Origin of the sequence: Pedobacter soli (genome assembly GCF_900101435.1) — a bacterium.
Taxonomy (GTDB): Bacteria; Bacteroidota; Bacteroidia; order Sphingobacteriales; family Sphingobacteriaceae; genus Pedobacter; species Pedobacter soli.
This window is the reverse complement of sequence record NZ_FMZH01000009.1, coordinates 9,266-25,109: the sequence shown is the minus strand read 5'-3', so window position 1 is coordinate 25,109 and position 15,844 is coordinate 9,266. Positions and strand designations below refer to the sequence as shown.

At 39.7% G+C, this 15,844-nt stretch carries 16 protein-coding genes; 11 read left to right on the top strand and 5 right to left on the bottom strand.

The window, feature by feature from the left end:
• Nucleotides 1-64: 64 nt before the first annotated feature.
• Complete coding sequence (locus BLR37_RS18240) at nt 65-628, bottom strand: hypothetical protein (RefSeq protein ID WP_090771092.1); 564 nt, start codon at nt 626-628, stop codon at nt 65-67.
• Nucleotides 629-846: 218 nt separating this feature from the next.
• A complete protein-coding gene (locus BLR37_RS18235; RefSeq protein ID WP_039479809.1) occupies nt 847-1,251 on the bottom strand; it encodes an EVE domain-containing protein in 405 nt (134 codons plus the stop codon).
• Nucleotides 1,252-1,589: 338 nt separating this feature from the next.
• Here BLR37_RS18235 and BLR37_RS18230 point away from each other — a divergent pair, with 338 nt between their 5' ends.
• The 8 genes from BLR37_RS18230 (at nt 1,590) to BLR37_RS18195 (ending at nt 8,706) form a co-directional block, all read left to right on the top strand.
• Nucleotides 1,590-2,216, top strand: coding sequence for a DUF4145 domain-containing protein (locus BLR37_RS18230; RefSeq protein ID WP_090771090.1), 627 nt, complete (start codon nt 1,590-1,592; stop codon nt 2,214-2,216).
• A gap of 1 nt (nt 2,217) precedes the next feature.
• Nucleotides 2,218-3,027 carry a hypothetical protein gene (locus tag BLR37_RS18225; RefSeq protein ID WP_090771089.1) on the top strand — a complete coding sequence of 270 codons (810 nt, stop codon included), beginning with the start codon at nt 2,218-2,220 and terminating at the stop codon, nt 3,025-3,027.
• Between the two features lie 934 nt (nt 3,028-3,961).
• Nucleotides 3,962-4,564 (top strand): hypothetical protein, encoded by a 603-nt coding sequence (locus tag BLR37_RS18220; protein WP_090771087.1) that lies wholly within the window; start codon nt 3,962-3,964, stop codon nt 4,562-4,564.
• A gap of 44 nt (nt 4,565-4,608) precedes the next feature.
• A complete protein-coding gene (locus BLR37_RS18215; protein WP_090771085.1) occupies nt 4,609-5,046 on the top strand; it encodes a DUF4304 domain-containing protein in 438 nt (145 codons plus the stop codon).
• A 230-nt stretch (nt 5,047-5,276) separates the two neighbouring features.
• Entirely contained in the window at nt 5,277-5,816 is a 540-nt protein-coding gene (locus BLR37_RS18210) for a hypothetical protein (protein WP_143009620.1), read from the top strand.
• Between the two features lie 115 nt (nt 5,817-5,931).
• On the top strand, nt 5,932-6,564 hold the full coding sequence (locus BLR37_RS18205; protein ID WP_090771081.1) for a hypothetical protein: 633 nt from the start codon (nt 5,932-5,934) through the stop codon (nt 6,562-6,564).
• Between the two features lie 467 nt (nt 6,565-7,031).
• A complete protein-coding gene (locus BLR37_RS18200; RefSeq protein WP_090771079.1) occupies nt 7,032-7,586 on the top strand; it encodes an SMI1/KNR4 family protein in 555 nt (184 codons plus the stop codon).
• A gap of 223 nt (nt 7,587-7,809) precedes the next feature.
• Entirely contained in the window at nt 7,810-8,706 is an 897-nt protein-coding gene (locus BLR37_RS18195; protein ID WP_090771077.1) for a hypothetical protein, read from the top strand.
• A gap of 310 nt (nt 8,707-9,016) precedes the next feature.
• Here the strand turns inward: BLR37_RS18195 and BLR37_RS18190 are convergent, their stop codons facing one another.
• Nucleotides 9,017-9,352 (bottom strand): hypothetical protein, encoded by a 336-nt coding sequence (locus tag BLR37_RS18190; protein ID WP_090771075.1) that lies wholly within the window; start codon nt 9,350-9,352, stop codon nt 9,017-9,019.
• A gap of 376 nt (nt 9,353-9,728) precedes the next feature.
• On the opposite strand from BLR37_RS18190, the gene BLR37_RS18185 reads away from it, so the two are divergent.
• Nucleotides 9,729-10,541: an MOSC domain-containing protein gene (locus BLR37_RS18185; RefSeq protein WP_090771073.1), complete on the top strand. Its 813-nt coding sequence runs from the start codon at nt 9,729-9,731 to the stop codon at nt 10,539-10,541.
• 124 nt (nt 10,542-10,665) lie between these two features.
• Here BLR37_RS18185 and BLR37_RS18180 read toward each other — a convergent pair whose 3' ends face one another.
• Nucleotides 10,666-12,924 carry a glycosyl hydrolase family 95 catalytic domain-containing protein gene (locus BLR37_RS18180; protein WP_090771071.1) on the bottom strand — a complete coding sequence of 753 codons (2,259 nt, stop codon included), beginning with the start codon at nt 12,922-12,924 and terminating at the stop codon, nt 10,666-10,668.
• Nucleotides 12,925-13,063: 139 nt separating this feature from the next.
• Nucleotides 13,064-14,086 carry a DNA polymerase III subunit delta gene (gene holA / locus BLR37_RS18175; protein ID WP_039479836.1) on the bottom strand — a complete coding sequence of 341 codons (1,023 nt, stop codon included), beginning with the start codon at nt 14,084-14,086 and terminating at the stop codon, nt 13,064-13,066.
• Between the two features lie 106 nt (nt 14,087-14,192).
• Here holA and BLR37_RS18170 point away from each other — a divergent pair, with 106 nt between their 5' ends.
• Together BLR37_RS18170 and BLR37_RS18165 are read left to right on the top strand one after the other, a co-directional pair.
• Complete coding sequence (locus BLR37_RS18170; RefSeq protein ID WP_208599687.1) at nt 14,193-14,873, top strand: formylglycine-generating enzyme family protein; 681 nt, start codon at nt 14,193-14,195, stop codon at nt 14,871-14,873.
• A gap of 148 nt (nt 14,874-15,021) precedes the next feature.
• Complete coding sequence (locus tag BLR37_RS18165; RefSeq protein WP_090771069.1) at nt 15,022-15,492, top strand: type I restriction enzyme HsdR N-terminal domain-containing protein; 471 nt, start codon at nt 15,022-15,024, stop codon at nt 15,490-15,492.
• Nucleotides 15,493-15,844: the final 352 nt, after the last annotated feature.

The window sequence follows — 15,844 nt, the reverse complement described above, 5'->3', positions numbered from 1 at the left end:
TCATTGGTTAACTGGTTAATCGGTTAACTGGTTAATTGTTAGATCGGTTAAATGGTACCAAGTACTAGGGTTTAAAGCTGCCTGAAATGGCTTTGAGCTGTTGCAGCTCGGCCAAAGTGTTGGGGTTAGCCTGGTAGTAAATAGAATAATAACTCAGCTCGTTTACCTGTTTGGGAGCTTTATCGTGAAATTTAAACCGCGCAACATTGGGGTTAATGGCATGGATGGGTAAAGCAATGGCATTGCCAATTGCGGTAAAAATAACCGAAAATACAGTGGCCGATACATCTTCCTTAAACGTGGGTTCTTCCTTGCCCCATTTATCTACCATTTTACCACTGGCATCCATTTTATATTCTTCGGCCCGGTCTTCGCCGATTTTAATCAAACTAAAGCCTTCATAACCTTTTTTAACCGTTCTGATTTGTACGGTTTTAATTTCATTCAGCAGCACCGGAATAAGCGTACCATCATGATTTAACACCACCTTTACCGAATCTACCCTTTGTAAAATACCTTTGTATTTAGCCTTTTCGGTTTTAACAATGGCGATGTAAGGTTTAATGCTTTGGGCTATGGCGAGGCCAGCAGTAAACAAAAGAGCGAAGGTAAAAGAGAGTTTTTTCATATGAGGGCGATTAGCGGTTAGGGTAAGGCGTTTAGCGGTTAGGGTTTAGCGCCTGGCGTTAAGCTTAGTTCAGTAACTGAGAACTGCCAACTGAAAACATGGCGCTAAGCGTTTGTCGTGCGGCGTTTGGCGTTAACTCATAACTGAAAACTGAAAACTCCAGACTGCCAACTGCTAACTGCCAACTGAAAACTGAAAACTCCAAACTACCTAACTACCTAACTCCCCATCTCCAGGATCTTATCAAACTCGGCTGCTTTTAAAGGCATAACCGACAAACGGCCCTGGCGCACCAGCGAAATATCAACCAAACTCGGCTCGGCTTTAATCTGCTCTAAGGAAACCGGATTTTTTAAGCTTTCAACCGGCGATAAATCAACCACAACCCAATTGGTATCATCGGTAGTAGGGTCCTGGTAAAACTCTTTTACTACTTTGGCAATACCCACCACATTTTTACCCTCGTTACTGTGGTAAAAAAGTACCAAATCGCCTTCTTTCATGGCTTTCAGGTTGTTGCGGGCCTGGTAATTACGCACGCCATCCCAAAAGGTGCGGCCATCTGCATTAAATTTCTCCCAGCTGTATTTAAAAGGTTCTGATTTGACTAACCAATGATTCATGTATTGTATTGTTTAAAGGGCTTTACCGGTAACGATAAGCCGTTTGTGTAATGTTCTTGTTTAAACTTCAAAACTAAGAAAAGGGAATGGATTAGGAAATAATTATCGAAAGAAGGTAAGCCTAAAATCGAGAAAGAAATTACTGGTTTTTACCTTCGTTATAACGCTTTAGCTCAGTATGAATTTCTCTTAAAATATCATTCCACTCATCATTAGCACTGCATCGCTTCTACAAAGCTTTACTTCGTTGACTTGCTTTCACCATCGGCAGTTTGAGTTCGCTGATTGCTTATATGTTGTACATTCTTCTTACCTTTGAGTTATCAGTTAACACTCAAATGAAATTTATAAAGCCAGAATCTTTCTCTCCATCATTTACTTGTCCAACTTGTGGCGCCATAGCCCAACAAAATTGGCTATCTACAGATTGGGATCTTCGTCCAAATTCAATTAAGTATCAAAACCCTGTTAGGATTGCAGATTGTGTGCACTGTTCAAGCAAATCTCTTTGGGTTGAAGATTACATGGTTTTTCCAAATAGCAGCGATGCTCCTATCCCAAATGAAGATATGCCTGAAAAAGTCAAACTAGTATATCTTGAGGCGGCTTCTATATATCGAAAGTCACCAAGAGGAGCAGCAGCATTGTTAAGATTAGGCATTCAAATCTTATGTAAAGAGCTTGGAGAATCAGGAACAAACATTAATACTGACATTAAACACTTAGTCGCTAAAGGCCTACCTTCAATAGTACAACAATCTTTGGATATAGTGAGAGTAACTGGTAATGAAGCTGTGCATCCTGGGCAGATTGATACAGATGATCCAGCAGTCGTTGGTAGCTTATTTGACCTAAAGAATATTGTCGTCCAATACATGATATCACTACCAAAGCAAGTCGGGGATCTTTACAATGCTTTGCCTGAAGATAAAGTTTCCGCTATTGAAATAAGAGATTCTAAATGATATGAGTGAAGCTGTAAATGATAACTTAATGGAAGTACGAATAGAATCTTTTAATCCATATGAGTCAAGATTCCCGAACAGAAGGGTTATCACTAGAGATGCTTTGATACTTGTTAAAACCTTGCGAGGCAAAGGATATAGTGTGGTAATAGAGCCAGATAATGGGCTTCCAGTTTACTATCTTTACAGTAAGGGGCTTAGAGAGTGGTTTGCTGATCCTGTGAATCTCCTTCTATTTGGTATTCCAATCAATGTAATAACAAACTTAATAGTTAACCAAGTGCAGAAGTTATTAGATTGGGATGGAAAACAGCCATCCCATAACCTTAACATACAGATCGATGGCTCACCTACTTCATATAACTATTTGGGGTTGGAACAGCCGAAAGGGAACAAACAACGAATAACTGCCATAAGAAAAGAGCTTAAAGACGGGTTTGATCGTTGCTTTAACACAGTGCCTCCAAATATCAAATTTCCCACACCCATATATTTGGAGCACAAGCCCAAAATTGTTGGTTGGTGTAGATTATGGGAGGATGAACGTGGTTTAGCATCTGAAGGTTACATAACAGATAAATTGGTCAAAAGAAGGATTTCTCAAAATCGACTAAGTGGTGCAAGTGTTACAGGTATGGCAGGTCGTACGTTATGTTCTATTTGTAACTCTAGCTATCTCGATTGCAACCATATAGCAGGGAATGAATACGAAGGGCAAAGCTGTAGTAACATTATTATTGAGACGGACTTTGTTGAAACCAGCATTGTCAAAACGCCGATTAATTCGCAATGTATATTGGGATGGAAATAGCATGAAATGATTAAAAGGAGCATATTGTCAACCGTTGATGTCTTTAATTAGTGTAATGAAGATCAAGTGGTGCTAATAAGGTTACACATTTTATTACCATATCTGTTTTATTAACTCTATCTATATAAAAATGTGCAATGAGTGACCTGCATTATGAGTGACGTTTTAAGAGGTAAACAGCTGTTTTGGAGCACGTCTGACCTTATAAACACAACATCGACAATTATACCTCTTTTCAGCATATCCAAAATCTGGTTTCTCCCCCTTAATATGCGAGTTTGATCAAATCTTGGATGCGCAGGAATCACACATATTATTATATTAGTATCTTAATCTATGTACAATGACGTTTAACCAATCATCTGGAAATTCAAACGAGTGGTTTGCAACCGAGAATTGCAATGGAGTTGAAATTGAATTCTGTGTTGATGCATCTTACTTTGCTGATAACATTATAATGTGGGAGCATGTAGATTTAATCACAGCTAACTATTAAAAGACCTGGACTTCATATATGAGATAAGTAAGAGATGGGCCGTCAGGCTTTATAATGGCTATGGTAATCAATTGGAAGAGGTCGATAGATTCAACAAGGATGGTTGTGAATTTCAACAGCTGCTATTGGTAAGGTTGGTTGAGCCTAGACCTAAGTATGATGAGGCTTACCATAGTCTACGGAGCAGCCCAAAATTTCTAGTTGACAACGTATTCTATAGTGAGTACACCTATATTGACTCATCATGCTTATTCACCATCTTTAAAGGAACACATTTCGTAGGCGTGATGGGCAGCAGTGTACAGTTGTAGTATCTATGAATCTGTTTCAGCGCCTTTGTGTATGATATGTGATAGACGAACTAATTGTTAGTCTTGCAAGCACCGCTCGTTCTCTTATCTTTGCTATTCTAAATCCATCTTTTAAATTGAACTCTCAATGAAACGATACGCTATATCTTTATTAACTATGGTTATGCTGATGATCTCAGTAATAACGTTCGCACAAAAGCCAACCACCCAACACTTAACGTTTAAAGGAGTGCCTATTAACGGTACTTTACTAGACTATGTGTCTAAGATGAAGCAGAATGGTTTTAGCCAGTTGGAAACTGAAGGTGGTATTGCAACCCTCCAAGGAGATTTCGCAGGTTACAAGAATTGCGTGGTCGTTGTGTCAACGCTTAAGCAAAAAGACTTGGTACATCAAATAGCTGTTGCCTTTCCACGCAGAGAAACATGGTCAACACTACTCGGAAATTATAGTAGCCTTAAAGAGTTGCTAACAGAGAAGTATGGAAAACCAACTACAGAAGTGGAAAAATTTGATGACGAGCGGTACAATAGAGGTGAAGATGATGATCGTAAAATGTATCAAGTTAAGTTTGACAAGTGTAAGTACCGCTCCCTTTGGAGAACAGAGAATGGTGAAATAGAGCTTTCAATTGAGCATAACAGTGTGATTAGTTGTTTTGTTAAGCTAGCTTACTTAGATAAAATCAATGGAGCTATCATCAGAGCAAAAGCAATAGATGACTTGTAAAGTAGATCGCTAATCAACCAACAAGTTCAAACTGATATTAGATTATGAGCTACTCCAATAGAAACCAGATGGTTAAGTGTCTAAATGAAATAGTAGTACCAGCATTAAGAAATTTAGACTTCAAAGGCTCCTTTCCGCACTTTAGGCGAATTAAGGATGATCGGATTAACCTTTTAACTTTCCAGTTTGACAGAAGTGGAGGTGGATTTGTTATTGAAATAGCCAACTGTCGATCTGATGGTGTCACAACCGCTTGGGGACTTGAGATTAAGCCTAATAAGGTAACAGCTCACGATGTTAATAAGCGGAAACGCATTCAAAGCAACATGGATACAACAAGTAGTTTAACTGATGACTGGTTCCGTTATGATAAAGAGTTCCTCTTTGGATTAGTTAACGTTTACAAAAAGCTCTGCAAAGAGGTGTTGCACAGAATACCTATAGCAGAAGACTATTGGCAAAACGGGGAAGTTAATGATTGAGAGGCATCTCTATCTAACTATTACACCAATTCAATCTTATCCTCCCAATACGTTTAAAGGAATTCCGGTATAAACGCTCATATGGCAGCCGCAAAGTCTATTTATTCCGTTCCTCCTTTGCTTAATTAATTTGAAAGCTTGGTACGAGTGCCATATTTAAATACATACAACTATAGGGCTAGATTTTGGATATATACGAGGTACGTTTTATATTTAGTAAAATTAAAGATATGGCTCAACTAATTTGCGCATTAATAGTATTGGATGATGTGGTCGTACCTCCTGAAATCGTACACTTTAGGGAAAACAGAGCATTTATAATACCTTTAGACCCTGATAAGTATGATGTAGACTGGACTTCTCTTAGCGTTTTTATTGCTCATGTCTTTAGTTGTAATGACCTGGCTACTGCATTAAGTACCTCTTCAGCAGTGCAGGATAAATATGATGATGATGACGATGAACTATTTACCTACGACTTTTCAGCACTAGCTTCGTTAATAAAAGAAATTAATCCAGATAGATTCATACTCACCTATTATGAAGACTTCGCAGATATCACGGTGCATCAATTATACTTAACAGTTATTGACGGTAAGGTTGTAAGGGAGGCTACTTGCTTTTATGATGGGGAATTTGAGCTCAACCCTGAATTTGATGATTACCAAGCGCATCGTGCGTTAATTAACCAAGGGACAATGATTAGTTGGCTTAATCAAGAGAAATATCGGAGTTATGACAATGCAAAAAAGGCATTTGAAAAGGGTTAAGTTATAATAGTATTTATTAATACATTCCTCAAAGCTATCTTGTAATCTCAACACGTTTCAAGAAATTCCGCCATAAACGTCAAAACTAAAATCCAAAAACTCACAATTACATAAAATGATAAAAATTAAAATGACCAAATATTTGATTCTTTTTCTGACAATTATATTTACAAGTTGCAAAGGGCAAACTCAAAAAACTAATGAAAAGGAAGAAGTAAAAGACCCAATTGCCATTATTCAGGAAAATGAAAAGAAAGCAACTGAAAAGAGAAGTGAAAATATTGGTGAGTTGATTTCTATAATATCATTTAAAGTAAAAACGGACAATAAAAAAGATTATGAAGACGGATTTATTCCCTGGGCGAGCATTGAAAATGCTAAACAAGACCTTCCAAACCTATACGAGGGTGACGAAATAGTCATCAAAGAGAATTCTGTAAAAGTTATTATTGACTACCCTCTCACAAATCAATACGAATTTACAATAACATCAAATGACGGTTTTTCACGAAAACAATTATTATCAGAAATAAATTTGCATTATTTTAAACTTTATGAAGAAGAAGAAAAAAGTGCAACTGTTAAGACTATTCCGATTGATAAACGGACAACAATGTACAATAGAAATCAAACGAACGGAAAATATGGAATTTGGGGGCACGACATAGCAGACTTAGTTTTATCTGCAATTGAAGTTTATAAAACATCAACAGGGCAAATTATTCTAATTTTAGGAATTGAGTCATAGAAAGAATGACAGCTGACAAAATCAATTAAAAAATAGTGGAATTGAATTACAAATCCCGCAGCTCGACCACGCTATCAAAATTGCAAATTATTCCACCATACCCTACATCAGCAAAATCTTATGGCTTGTGCGCTCACTTCAACTGTTACATTGTTACATCGCAAGGAAATGCGATAAAATTGCTTATAAAAAGAGGGAATCAATTTTATTTCAAAGCGAATTGTTATTGATAATTTAATTATTTACCCAAATTAAACTTGTGGTCTTAACACATTAAAGTAACTATTGCATAAAAATATGGAAATATACTGGGCATTTAGGTTTCATTCGCCGGTTCCAATTAATTTTATAAGTTCATGGTTAAATTGAAATCTCAGAATCAAAATCAACATTTGGTGTGATCTTTCATCCATCAAATAGCATTTAAGCACTTCCGGGTATATTTTTAGCCGTATTTTACCACCTCAATGAAAGAACAATTAATAAAAACAAAAATTGACTTCTACTTAAAAAAGTGGGTTGACATTGAACTCAATAAACTACCAGGACAAATTGAAACTGAAATGTCCGACCCAAACCAAAACAAGCAAGAAGAGTGGCGTATTTGGTTTCCAATCGACAGTAAAGTCACAGCAAGTGAAATTGAAGAAATCGAAGGTAGAATTGGACACAAACTACCTAACGACTATAAAACTTTTTTAAAACATAAGCACTTTTATGAACTTCATATTTCAGAGGTTTCATTTTGCAGGCACCCGGTTAATGCCTGGAGAGCAAAACTAACAGAAATGATTTTTGACGGTTATCCAACTGAATACTTAATTGAAAAAGGTTATATTCCATTTGCGGATTGGAGTGATTGGGGACTACTGTGTTTTGACACAAACAGAAATCAAGCAGACAAGAATTATCCAATTGTGCTGTGGGACCACGAAATAGCTGACGAAGTTCAGGATCAATATATAGACTTCTACGACTTAATTATAAAACTCGACGAGGACGAAAGAAAAAGCACCAGCTAACAGGCGTTTGGCAAAAGTGCTGGTTACAATCAACCACAGCACAACAATCAAAACCTCATATCTCATTTTAACCACCTCACCACATGACTAACAGCTTCATGGTCATTGAAGGCAATTGTTTTAATAAGGCAGCAAAAATCTTTGCCGCTTTTAAATACAATACCTTGCTTTGCAATTTGAAATTATACTTTACTGCGGTGCCCTAAAACCTAAGCATATCATTATGAGCTTCGACCTATACTTCTACAAACGAAAAGATAACCCATTAACAGCAGAACAAGTTGCAGCATATCTGACTAAAAACCTTGCCTATAACATTAGTGATCATGAGCGGCAATGGAACTACGAAAACCCGGAAACAGGAGTATACTTTCTTATTGACTGGAATACACCAGAAGACGATCCGGAAGAGGTCGAGATCTTTGACGGTTTTGCCGACTATCAAAATTTAAACTTCAGTTGCAGCATTAATTTTTTCAGACCCAGATTTTTCGCTTACGAAATATTCCCCATCATTGAAAAGTTTATAAATGATCTGGACCTGTTTGTTTTGGATTTACAAGACAGCGCAGAACCAAACTCGCCTAAAAAATTCCCTGCCGGCTATCTTCAGGACGAATGGATCAGGCACAATGACGGCGTTACGCTAGACCATTTTGCCAGATTAAATTTCGAATACTTACCTGTTGAAAAATCAGACTATTTGTGGTGGTTTCAAGTGCACAGAGTCGAATTTCAGGATAATTTATTAGAGGATTTATTTGTTCCAGGCTATTTTGTTTTAAAAAGTAAAGAAGACGGGCAATTATATACCGCGTGTGTTTGGCCAAATCACATTTCAATAATATTACCTCCGGTTGATTTTCTAATCGTTAAACAAGAATATAAAAAGCTTTTTAGAACCGTAACAGAAGTCGGCCTTGTTGATTATGATACCGTTCTCAGCGAATTTGCCGACGAGTTTGAAGACTATCCACACGAAATCCCAAACCTGAAAGTTTTCAGGAATACGGGTGCTGATAAAATTAAAAAGAGATTTAACGCATTAAAATTAGGAATGACAGCAAGCGAATTTGGTAGCGGCGTTAGCTTTGATAGTTTTGTAAATGTTAGACCTTGATTAATATAACTGTTAAACCTCACAGGTTTTTAAGACATTAATAGTTCAGCACTAAATCTGTGAGGTTTTGCCTAAGCCATCATCCCCCTGCCCCTTCGAAGGGGGAAAGACCTGCTTTAAAGAGAGTGCTAATCGAAATCAAAATAGCGATTTAACCGCATAGAAAATCCCGTCCCCCTTTGAAGGGGGTTGGGGGATGAATTTTAGGAACTTTACAACCTTTTCTAAGGTTTCGGGCGTGACCGATTAACCTTTCTACGGCATTAAGATTGCCAGTCAAGCTGGCAATGACGATTAGCGTTAAGGGATTTTAAAAAATGTGGCTATACCATAGTTCAAGAATCCCGATGACCCCGTTCCGAACCCCGACGACCTTGTTCCGAACACCGATGACCTCGTTCCGAACACCGGTGCCCCTGTTCTGAACCCCGATGACCTTGTTCTGAACCCCGATGACCTTGTTCCGAACCCCGATGACCTCGTTCCGAACCCCGGCGATCTCGTTCCGAACCCCGGCGACCCCGTTCCGAACCCCGATGACCCCGTTCCGAACCCCGGCGACCCCGTTCCGAACCCCGACTATCCTCGTTCCGAACCCCGACGACCTCGTTCCGAACGCCGACGACCTCGTTCCGAACGCCTGCAATCTCGTTCAGAGCTACCTTTTAGTATCTCCGAGTGTATTCGCCGAGGCTCCGAACAGCTTTTTTCTAGCTCGGCGTGTGTTTTTTCTACTTCTGAAGTACCTTTTAGTATCTCAGAAGACCAAATTAGTCTTCAGGAGTACTTTTAAATGCACGCTAGGAACGATTTCATCTTTTCAACAATGCTGTGTTTGTCAAGTTATCATCCCTTTGTACATCAGTATGCCCTAAGCATTAAAAATAATAACTGCCATTTATAACAGCTGGTAAACATTAAAAGTTAAGCCAAAAAGGCTGAAAAAGTTCATTTGTTATGCGTTTGCGATGTTATGTGCCATCATCTGCAATAATTACCTGTTTGTTTTTTACCTTTAAGCCATGAATAAGTTTTCCCTTTCCGAGATCTATGTATACCCCATTAAATCTTTGGGTGGCTTTAGCCTCAATGAAGCCGAATTAGAAGAAAAAGGCCTTAAATACGACCGGAGGTGGATGCTTGTTGATGAAAATGGTACATTTATAACCCAACGCAAACATTTTGAACTGGCCCTTTTACAGGTAAGCATTGCTGATGGAAAACTTACCGTAACCCATAAACTAACGCCAGCGCAATACATTTCTTTTGGCTTGGATGAAGATACAGGAATAGCGGTACCGGTAACCATCTGGAACGATACCGTAACAGGTGTAGAAGTAAACCCTGAAGTGAGCAACTGGTTTTCGGCCTACCTGAAATTTAAGGTGAAACTGGTAAAAATGCCATTAGCCGAAAAGCGTTTCGTTGACCGTGATTATGCCACAAATGATGAAATTGTAAGCTTTGCCGATGGTTATCCCTGCCTGATGATTGGCCAATCGGCTTTAAACGGGTTGAATGAAAAATTGCAGGAACCGGTATTGATGGATAGGTTTCGGCCCAATTTTGTATTTACCGGTGGCGAGCCGCACGAGGAAGATCGTTTTAAAACTTTTTACATCGGTGAGATCCCCTTCTCGGCGGTAAAGCCCTGCGCACGCTGCGTACTGATTACGATCGACCAGCAAACCGGCGAAAAAGGCCAGGAACCTTTGCGTACCCTGGCCAGCTACCGCACGGTGAACAAAAAAATTATGTTTGGTCAAAATCTTCTTCCACAGGCATTAGGTACTATCCGTATTGGAGATGAGATTAAGGTTGTGGATTGGAAGTAAGGTTTGGTAGTGGTTCGTGAGGATACGAACCACTAGGATTATACATATACAAGCTTGGCCAAAGCATTAAGATTCCCATCCGATAGCTATCGGATCAAGCTGGGAATGACGATTATCTAAAATTTTACTCGTAACCATTCTCAAAAGTCACAGTCTGCTTGGCTTTCAGTTTTATTTCTGCAATACCATCTTCCCCCATTTTTACGCTACCCGCAGGTACATCTTTGGCCACATAGGTTTTAAAAGGGAGCTTAACACGCAGCAAACCACCTTTTTCGGCATAGATTTTTACTTTTGAGGGCACACCATTTTCTTTGTTAGCGCTTACCAAAAAGGCTCCTTCTGTGCGTAAATCTTTAAAAGAAACATTGGCCCAGCTTTGTGGTACAGCCGGAAAAACCTGAATGTAATTGTTTCTGCTTTGCACCAACAGTTCCTGTACACCCTGAGCAAAAGCAAAGTTGCCTTCGAGCGTAAAGGGACGGTAAGTGAAACCTGAATATTGTCCTCCCTTTTGATCGCCATTTAAGTGGAAACTGTTTGCCGAGCAGAAATTGCTGGCAAAAATTTCGAGTTGTTTTACAGCTTTATCCGCCTGGTAAGCCCTGGCGTACAAAGAAGCCATCCAGCTAAAAGAATAACCACACCAGGCCCTGGTACCCATTTCTTCTATCCGTTTTAAAGAGTTATCGATTACTGTTTTATCTTTTTCTTTGTTGGCATCGAGCAAATCGAGCGGATAAATGGCCATGTATTGCGACATGTGCCTGTGCGAGCTGGTTAAATTGGCACCAGGTGCAATGGTAAAACCGGTTTCATTTACTTCATATTCGGGCAACTGACTCAAAATGGTTAGCCAGTGTTTGCGCTCTTCTTCTTTACCATTGGCCTGACTCACTTCGGCTGCTGCCTTAAATAGAAACTTAGCTAGCGATAAATCAAAATTAGTCCACTCTAAAAACCAGGCTTTAATACTGTTATCGTTATACTCAGGACTTGAACTTAATGGTAACTTGCGCACGCCATCTTTTAAGCGGGTAATATTTTCGAGGAAAGTGGCTACATCATGAATATAAGGATAGGCCCTTGTTTTCAGAAAAGTATCGTCCATGCTGTATTTCCACTGCCAGTAAAAGTGCTGAGCAGCCCATGCCCCAACAGTTGGCGAAAGCGAATATTGGATCCAGCCTCCCATAGGGTCGCCATTTAAGGTTACAACCCCAGGCACATTCATTCCGGCTACGCCAAAATACTGTTTGGTATAACTCAGGTTACGGTCTCTGATTTTCCACAGCCAATCGGTAAAGGTAACACCTTCTGCCAAACGGTTACCGGTATAGGTTGGCCAGTAGCTTAACTGGGTATTCAGATCGTTATGGAAATCGCCTTTCCAGGGTGGTAAACTTCCGTTATCGGCTGTCCAGACAGCTTGTAAAGTAATGGCTGGCGCACCTTTTCTCGCTACGCTGCCCAGTTTATACATTTCGAGGTAATATTGTTTCTGAATGACTGCATCCGGAACCGAAATGCTTGATTTGCTCCAGAAATTTTTCCACCAGGCGGTATGCTCAACCCAGCCGGTAGGTTCTTTGGCGTTTTTTGAAACTGCAGGTAAACTTGCGGCCTTATCGCTGGTAATCGTCCACGAACCGATAATTTGGTTCTTACCCATTTTCTGCCATTGCACCAGCACTTCGAAATAATGCCCTTCGTAAGTTGGCTGATGGTAACGTACGCTATTGGGGGTATTTACCACGGTACCTTTGCCATAACCCAGTTTTTGCAAACCTACGCCAGCATGGCTGTTATCCCCTTTTTCGGTTTGGTTGTTGCTGTAATTGTGCACAATTAAGGATGGCAAAAGATCTGCCGCTTTTAAATCGCTGAAACTGAAATAACCACGCTGCTCAGTAGCATGAATGTAGCAGTTAAAAACGGTTCCATTTTCGAATTTAACAGTATTTAAAGCAGTTTCGATATCGAGATCGTTGGCAACCACCTTGCCCAGTTTGGCCATATCAAATTCGAGTGCCGCAGCAGGAAGTTTGGTTGGGAAAGGACTCCGGTCGTAAGGTTCGTCGCCCAGCTTTTGCACTGCACCGTAATTATTTTTATGCACCTGCTCTTCAACCCACTTGAAATTGAATTTCGAAATATCCATGGCTTTACGCTCGTCCCATAAATCGGCACGGTCTAAAGACAGACGAAGTTTATTGTTTTTCTCCCATATTAATGCACCCAGCATCCCATTCCCCAATGGCATGGCTTCATCCCACTTATCGGCTAGTTTAGGAAAGGAAAGGTTGTAAGGTTTTAACTTTTGTGCGTAACCTGTAAAAGAAAAGCAGAGCAGCAGTAAGAGGATCGTAATTTTGGTCTTCATTTGGTTCTTTTAGAATTGATTAGCATTTGTGTTTAATGTATCAATCCCTAAAATACCGATATTTAATTACAATAAAATCGCCTAAAAATTACGCAAACGTTTGACAGCTAATATAAAATTGCTTTTTGCGAATAAAAGATTAATGTATGATTTTAAAAACAAGCTCTTTCAGCAATTCGCCGTCATCAACGTTGCCGGTGCTGTCTAATCCTTTGCTTTTTAAATCGTACTCGCGCAGTAAACTGATTACCTGAAAAACTTTACCGGTATTGTAATTTCGGGCGGCTACCTCGTAATCTTTAATAAAAAATGGTGGTACCCCCAGCGCTGATGCCGCATCGGCCTTATTGGGCACATAATGGTATTTTAGCAGCTTGGTAAAATAGCCCCCTAAATTGGCCAGCACCATTACCGTAGGATTTGCTTTGGGGTTGCTGGCGAAATAATTGATGATTTTATTGCATTTCAACACATCGCGCATCGAAAGTGCTTTCTGCAGCTCAAAAACATTATACTCTTTACTGATACCTATATTTTTTTGTACCAGATCGGTATTGATGGTTTGATCTTTAGGCACATTGAGCATCAGTTTTTCGATCTCGTTGGCGATTTTGGATAAATCGGTACCCAAGTACTCTGCCATTAAGGCTGAAGCCTGCTGATCGATCTTGTAACCTTTTTCTTTGATAAACTCTTCAATCCAGGGCACCAGTTTGTAATCACGAACCGGATCTGACTGAAAAATTAACCCGCTTTTACTTATGGCTTTGTAAACCTTTTTACGCTTATCGAAATTGGCATATTTATAGGCGAGTACCAAAATGGTGCTGGGCAAAGGTTTTTCGAAATAATTGAGCACAAATTCGCCCTCTTTGCTGCCACCATCTTCTTTGCCCCATTTTAAATCCTGGGCTTCCTTTACAATAACCACCTGGTAGTCTGACATCATAGGATACCGCTTTGCAGCCCCCAGGACCGTTGCCATATCGGTATCCTTACCGTACAATACGGTTTGGTTAAACCCCTTTTCAGCATCATTTAACAGCTTATCTTCGATATAATCGGTTACCTGATCGATATAATATGATTCTTCGCCATGCAGTAAATACACAGGTTTGAATTTTCGGGCTTTAATATCTTTGATAATTTCGGCAGCAGTCATGACCGGTAAAATTACGATTTAGGTTGAACGATTAAAGAAATTAACTGATTTGTTTATGCACATAATATTAACTTTGGGCTTAAGAAATTGATGAGGCACAAAAACAATGGTTTACGACATTAACCTTGCAGCTATTGAAATGGTAGAAATACCTGCCGGAACAATAGTGTTGCGCGATGACAGGATTAAACAAAGCTGGACAGTTGAAATAAAGCCTTTTTATTTAGCGAAATACAGCGTTACACAAGCACTTTATTTTGAGATAACAGGTCAGCGGCCCAGTACATTTGCAGGAGATAAGCACCCTGTAGAAACGGTAACCTGGCGTGATGCCGTAGCCTTTTGTAACGCCTTATCCAAAAGAAATGACCTAAACCCTTGTTATGTTTTCGATCAGAAAGCTGATGAGGTAATATTTAATCCGTTGGCCAACGGTTTCAGACTGCCCACAGAGGCCGAGTGGGAATATGCCTGTAAAGCAGGTAGCACTGGCATCAGGTATGGTGAGCTTGACGAGATTGCCTGGTACAAAAAAAATGCTGAAAAAACTACGCAGCAGGTAGGCCTCAAAGCGCCCAATGCCTGGGGCTTGTATGATATGCTGGGTAATGTTTGGGAATGGTGTACCGACATTTATGACGAAACCGTGTACGGCTCCTACCGCATTATCCGTGGTGGTGGCTGGAGTGATGAAGAAAGAGGTTGTATGGCCACTAACCGCAGGCGCAGTCACCCTAAATCATTTAAAATAGAAGATTTGGGTTTCAGGCTGGCGAGGAATATTTAGAAATTGTTAACTGGTTAATTGTTTAATTGTTTAAACTGGTTAACTGAAAACCCCAAACTGATAACTGTAAACTGAATACTGCCAACTGAAAACCGCAAACTGATAATTGAACACTGCCAACTGAAAACTGTAAATTGAAAACTGTAAATTGAAAACTGAAACATTTACCCCTACCCCACTTAACCTACCGCCTTATCCATTTAAAATTACAAGAAAGGATAATGTGATTTTTATTTTCGACGAGTTGAGGAAGAAACACCTGGTACTTACGCCTGAAGAATGGGTACGCCAGCATTTTATACAGAACCTCATTTCGGAGAAAAAATTTCCCCGTACGCTGATTCAGATTGAGGGTGGTTTGGTATTAAATCAGCTGCAGAAACGAAGTGATATTTTAGTGTACAACACTGCCGGTGAAAAACTAATGTTAATTGAATGCAAAGCCCCAAAAGTAAAAATTACCCAATCGGTTTTTGACCAGGCTGCGAGATACAACTCCATCCACCAGGCCAAATGGATTGTGCTCACCAATGGTTTGCAACACGTTTATGCCAAAATGGATCTGGAGAAAGGGAGTTTTAGCTTCACGGAAGAAATGCCTGAGTATTTGAGTTTGTAGTTTAGGTCTCTTATAGAAAATCCGTCATTCCCAGCTTGCCTGGGAATCTTAATGCTGTAGTGAGCGTAGCAAATAGCTTTAAAATTCCCGTTTTAACGGGAATGACGGATTTGCTAAGGAAGATATGTCAAGTGAATCACCAATAGAAAATCATCCATAAAAAATCGTCATTCCCAGCTTGCCTGGGGAATCGTAATGTTGTAGCTACAACTGCACATCGCTTTTGGATTCCCGTTTGCACGGGAATGACGATTTGCTAAGGAAGATATGTCAAGCGCATCACCAATAGAAAATCATCTATAGAAAATCGTCATTCCCAGCTTGCCTGGGAATCGTAATGCTGTAGCTATAA

Excerpts from the sequence above, each read along its gene's own strand:
- BLR37_RS18240 (WP_090771092.1), bottom strand. The coding sequence starts at position 628 with ATGAAAAAACTCTCTTTTACCTTCGCTCTTTTGTTTACTGCTGGCCTC.
- BLR37_RS18235 (WP_039479809.1), bottom strand. The coding sequence starts at position 1,251 with ATGAATCATTGGTTAGTCAAATCAGAACCTTTTAAATACAGCTGGGAG.
- BLR37_RS18230 (WP_090771090.1), top strand. The coding sequence starts at position 1,590 with ATGAAATTTATAAAGCCAGAATCTTTCTCTCCATCATTTACTTGTCCA.
- BLR37_RS18225 (WP_090771089.1), top strand. The coding sequence starts at position 2,218 with ATGAGTGAAGCTGTAAATGATAACTTAATGGAAGTACGAATAGAATCT.
- BLR37_RS18220 (WP_090771087.1), top strand. The coding sequence starts at position 3,962 with ATGAAACGATACGCTATATCTTTATTAACTATGGTTATGCTGATGATC.
- BLR37_RS18215 (WP_090771085.1), top strand. The coding sequence starts at position 4,609 with ATGAGCTACTCCAATAGAAACCAGATGGTTAAGTGTCTAAATGAAATA.
- BLR37_RS18210 (WP_143009620.1), top strand. The coding sequence starts at position 5,277 with ATGGCTCAACTAATTTGCGCATTAATAGTATTGGATGATGTGGTCGTA.
- BLR37_RS18205 (WP_090771081.1), top strand. The coding sequence starts at position 5,932 with ATGATAAAAATTAAAATGACCAAATATTTGATTCTTTTTCTGACAATT.
- BLR37_RS18200 (WP_090771079.1), top strand. The coding sequence starts at position 7,032 with ATGAAAGAACAATTAATAAAAACAAAAATTGACTTCTACTTAAAAAAG.
- BLR37_RS18195 (WP_090771077.1), top strand. The coding sequence starts at position 7,810 with ATGAGCTTCGACCTATACTTCTACAAACGAAAAGATAACCCATTAACA.
- BLR37_RS18185 (WP_090771073.1), top strand. The coding sequence starts at position 9,729 with ATGAATAAGTTTTCCCTTTCCGAGATCTATGTATACCCCATTAAATCT.
- BLR37_RS18180 (WP_090771071.1), bottom strand. The coding sequence starts at position 12,924 with ATGAAGACCAAAATTACGATCCTCTTACTGCTGCTCTGCTTTTCTTTT.
- holA (WP_039479836.1), bottom strand. The coding sequence starts at position 14,086 with ATGACTGCTGCCGAAATTATCAAAGATATTAAAGCCCGAAAATTCAAA.
- BLR37_RS18170 (WP_208599687.1), top strand. The coding sequence starts at position 14,193 with ATGGTTTACGACATTAACCTTGCAGCTATTGAAATGGTAGAAATACCT.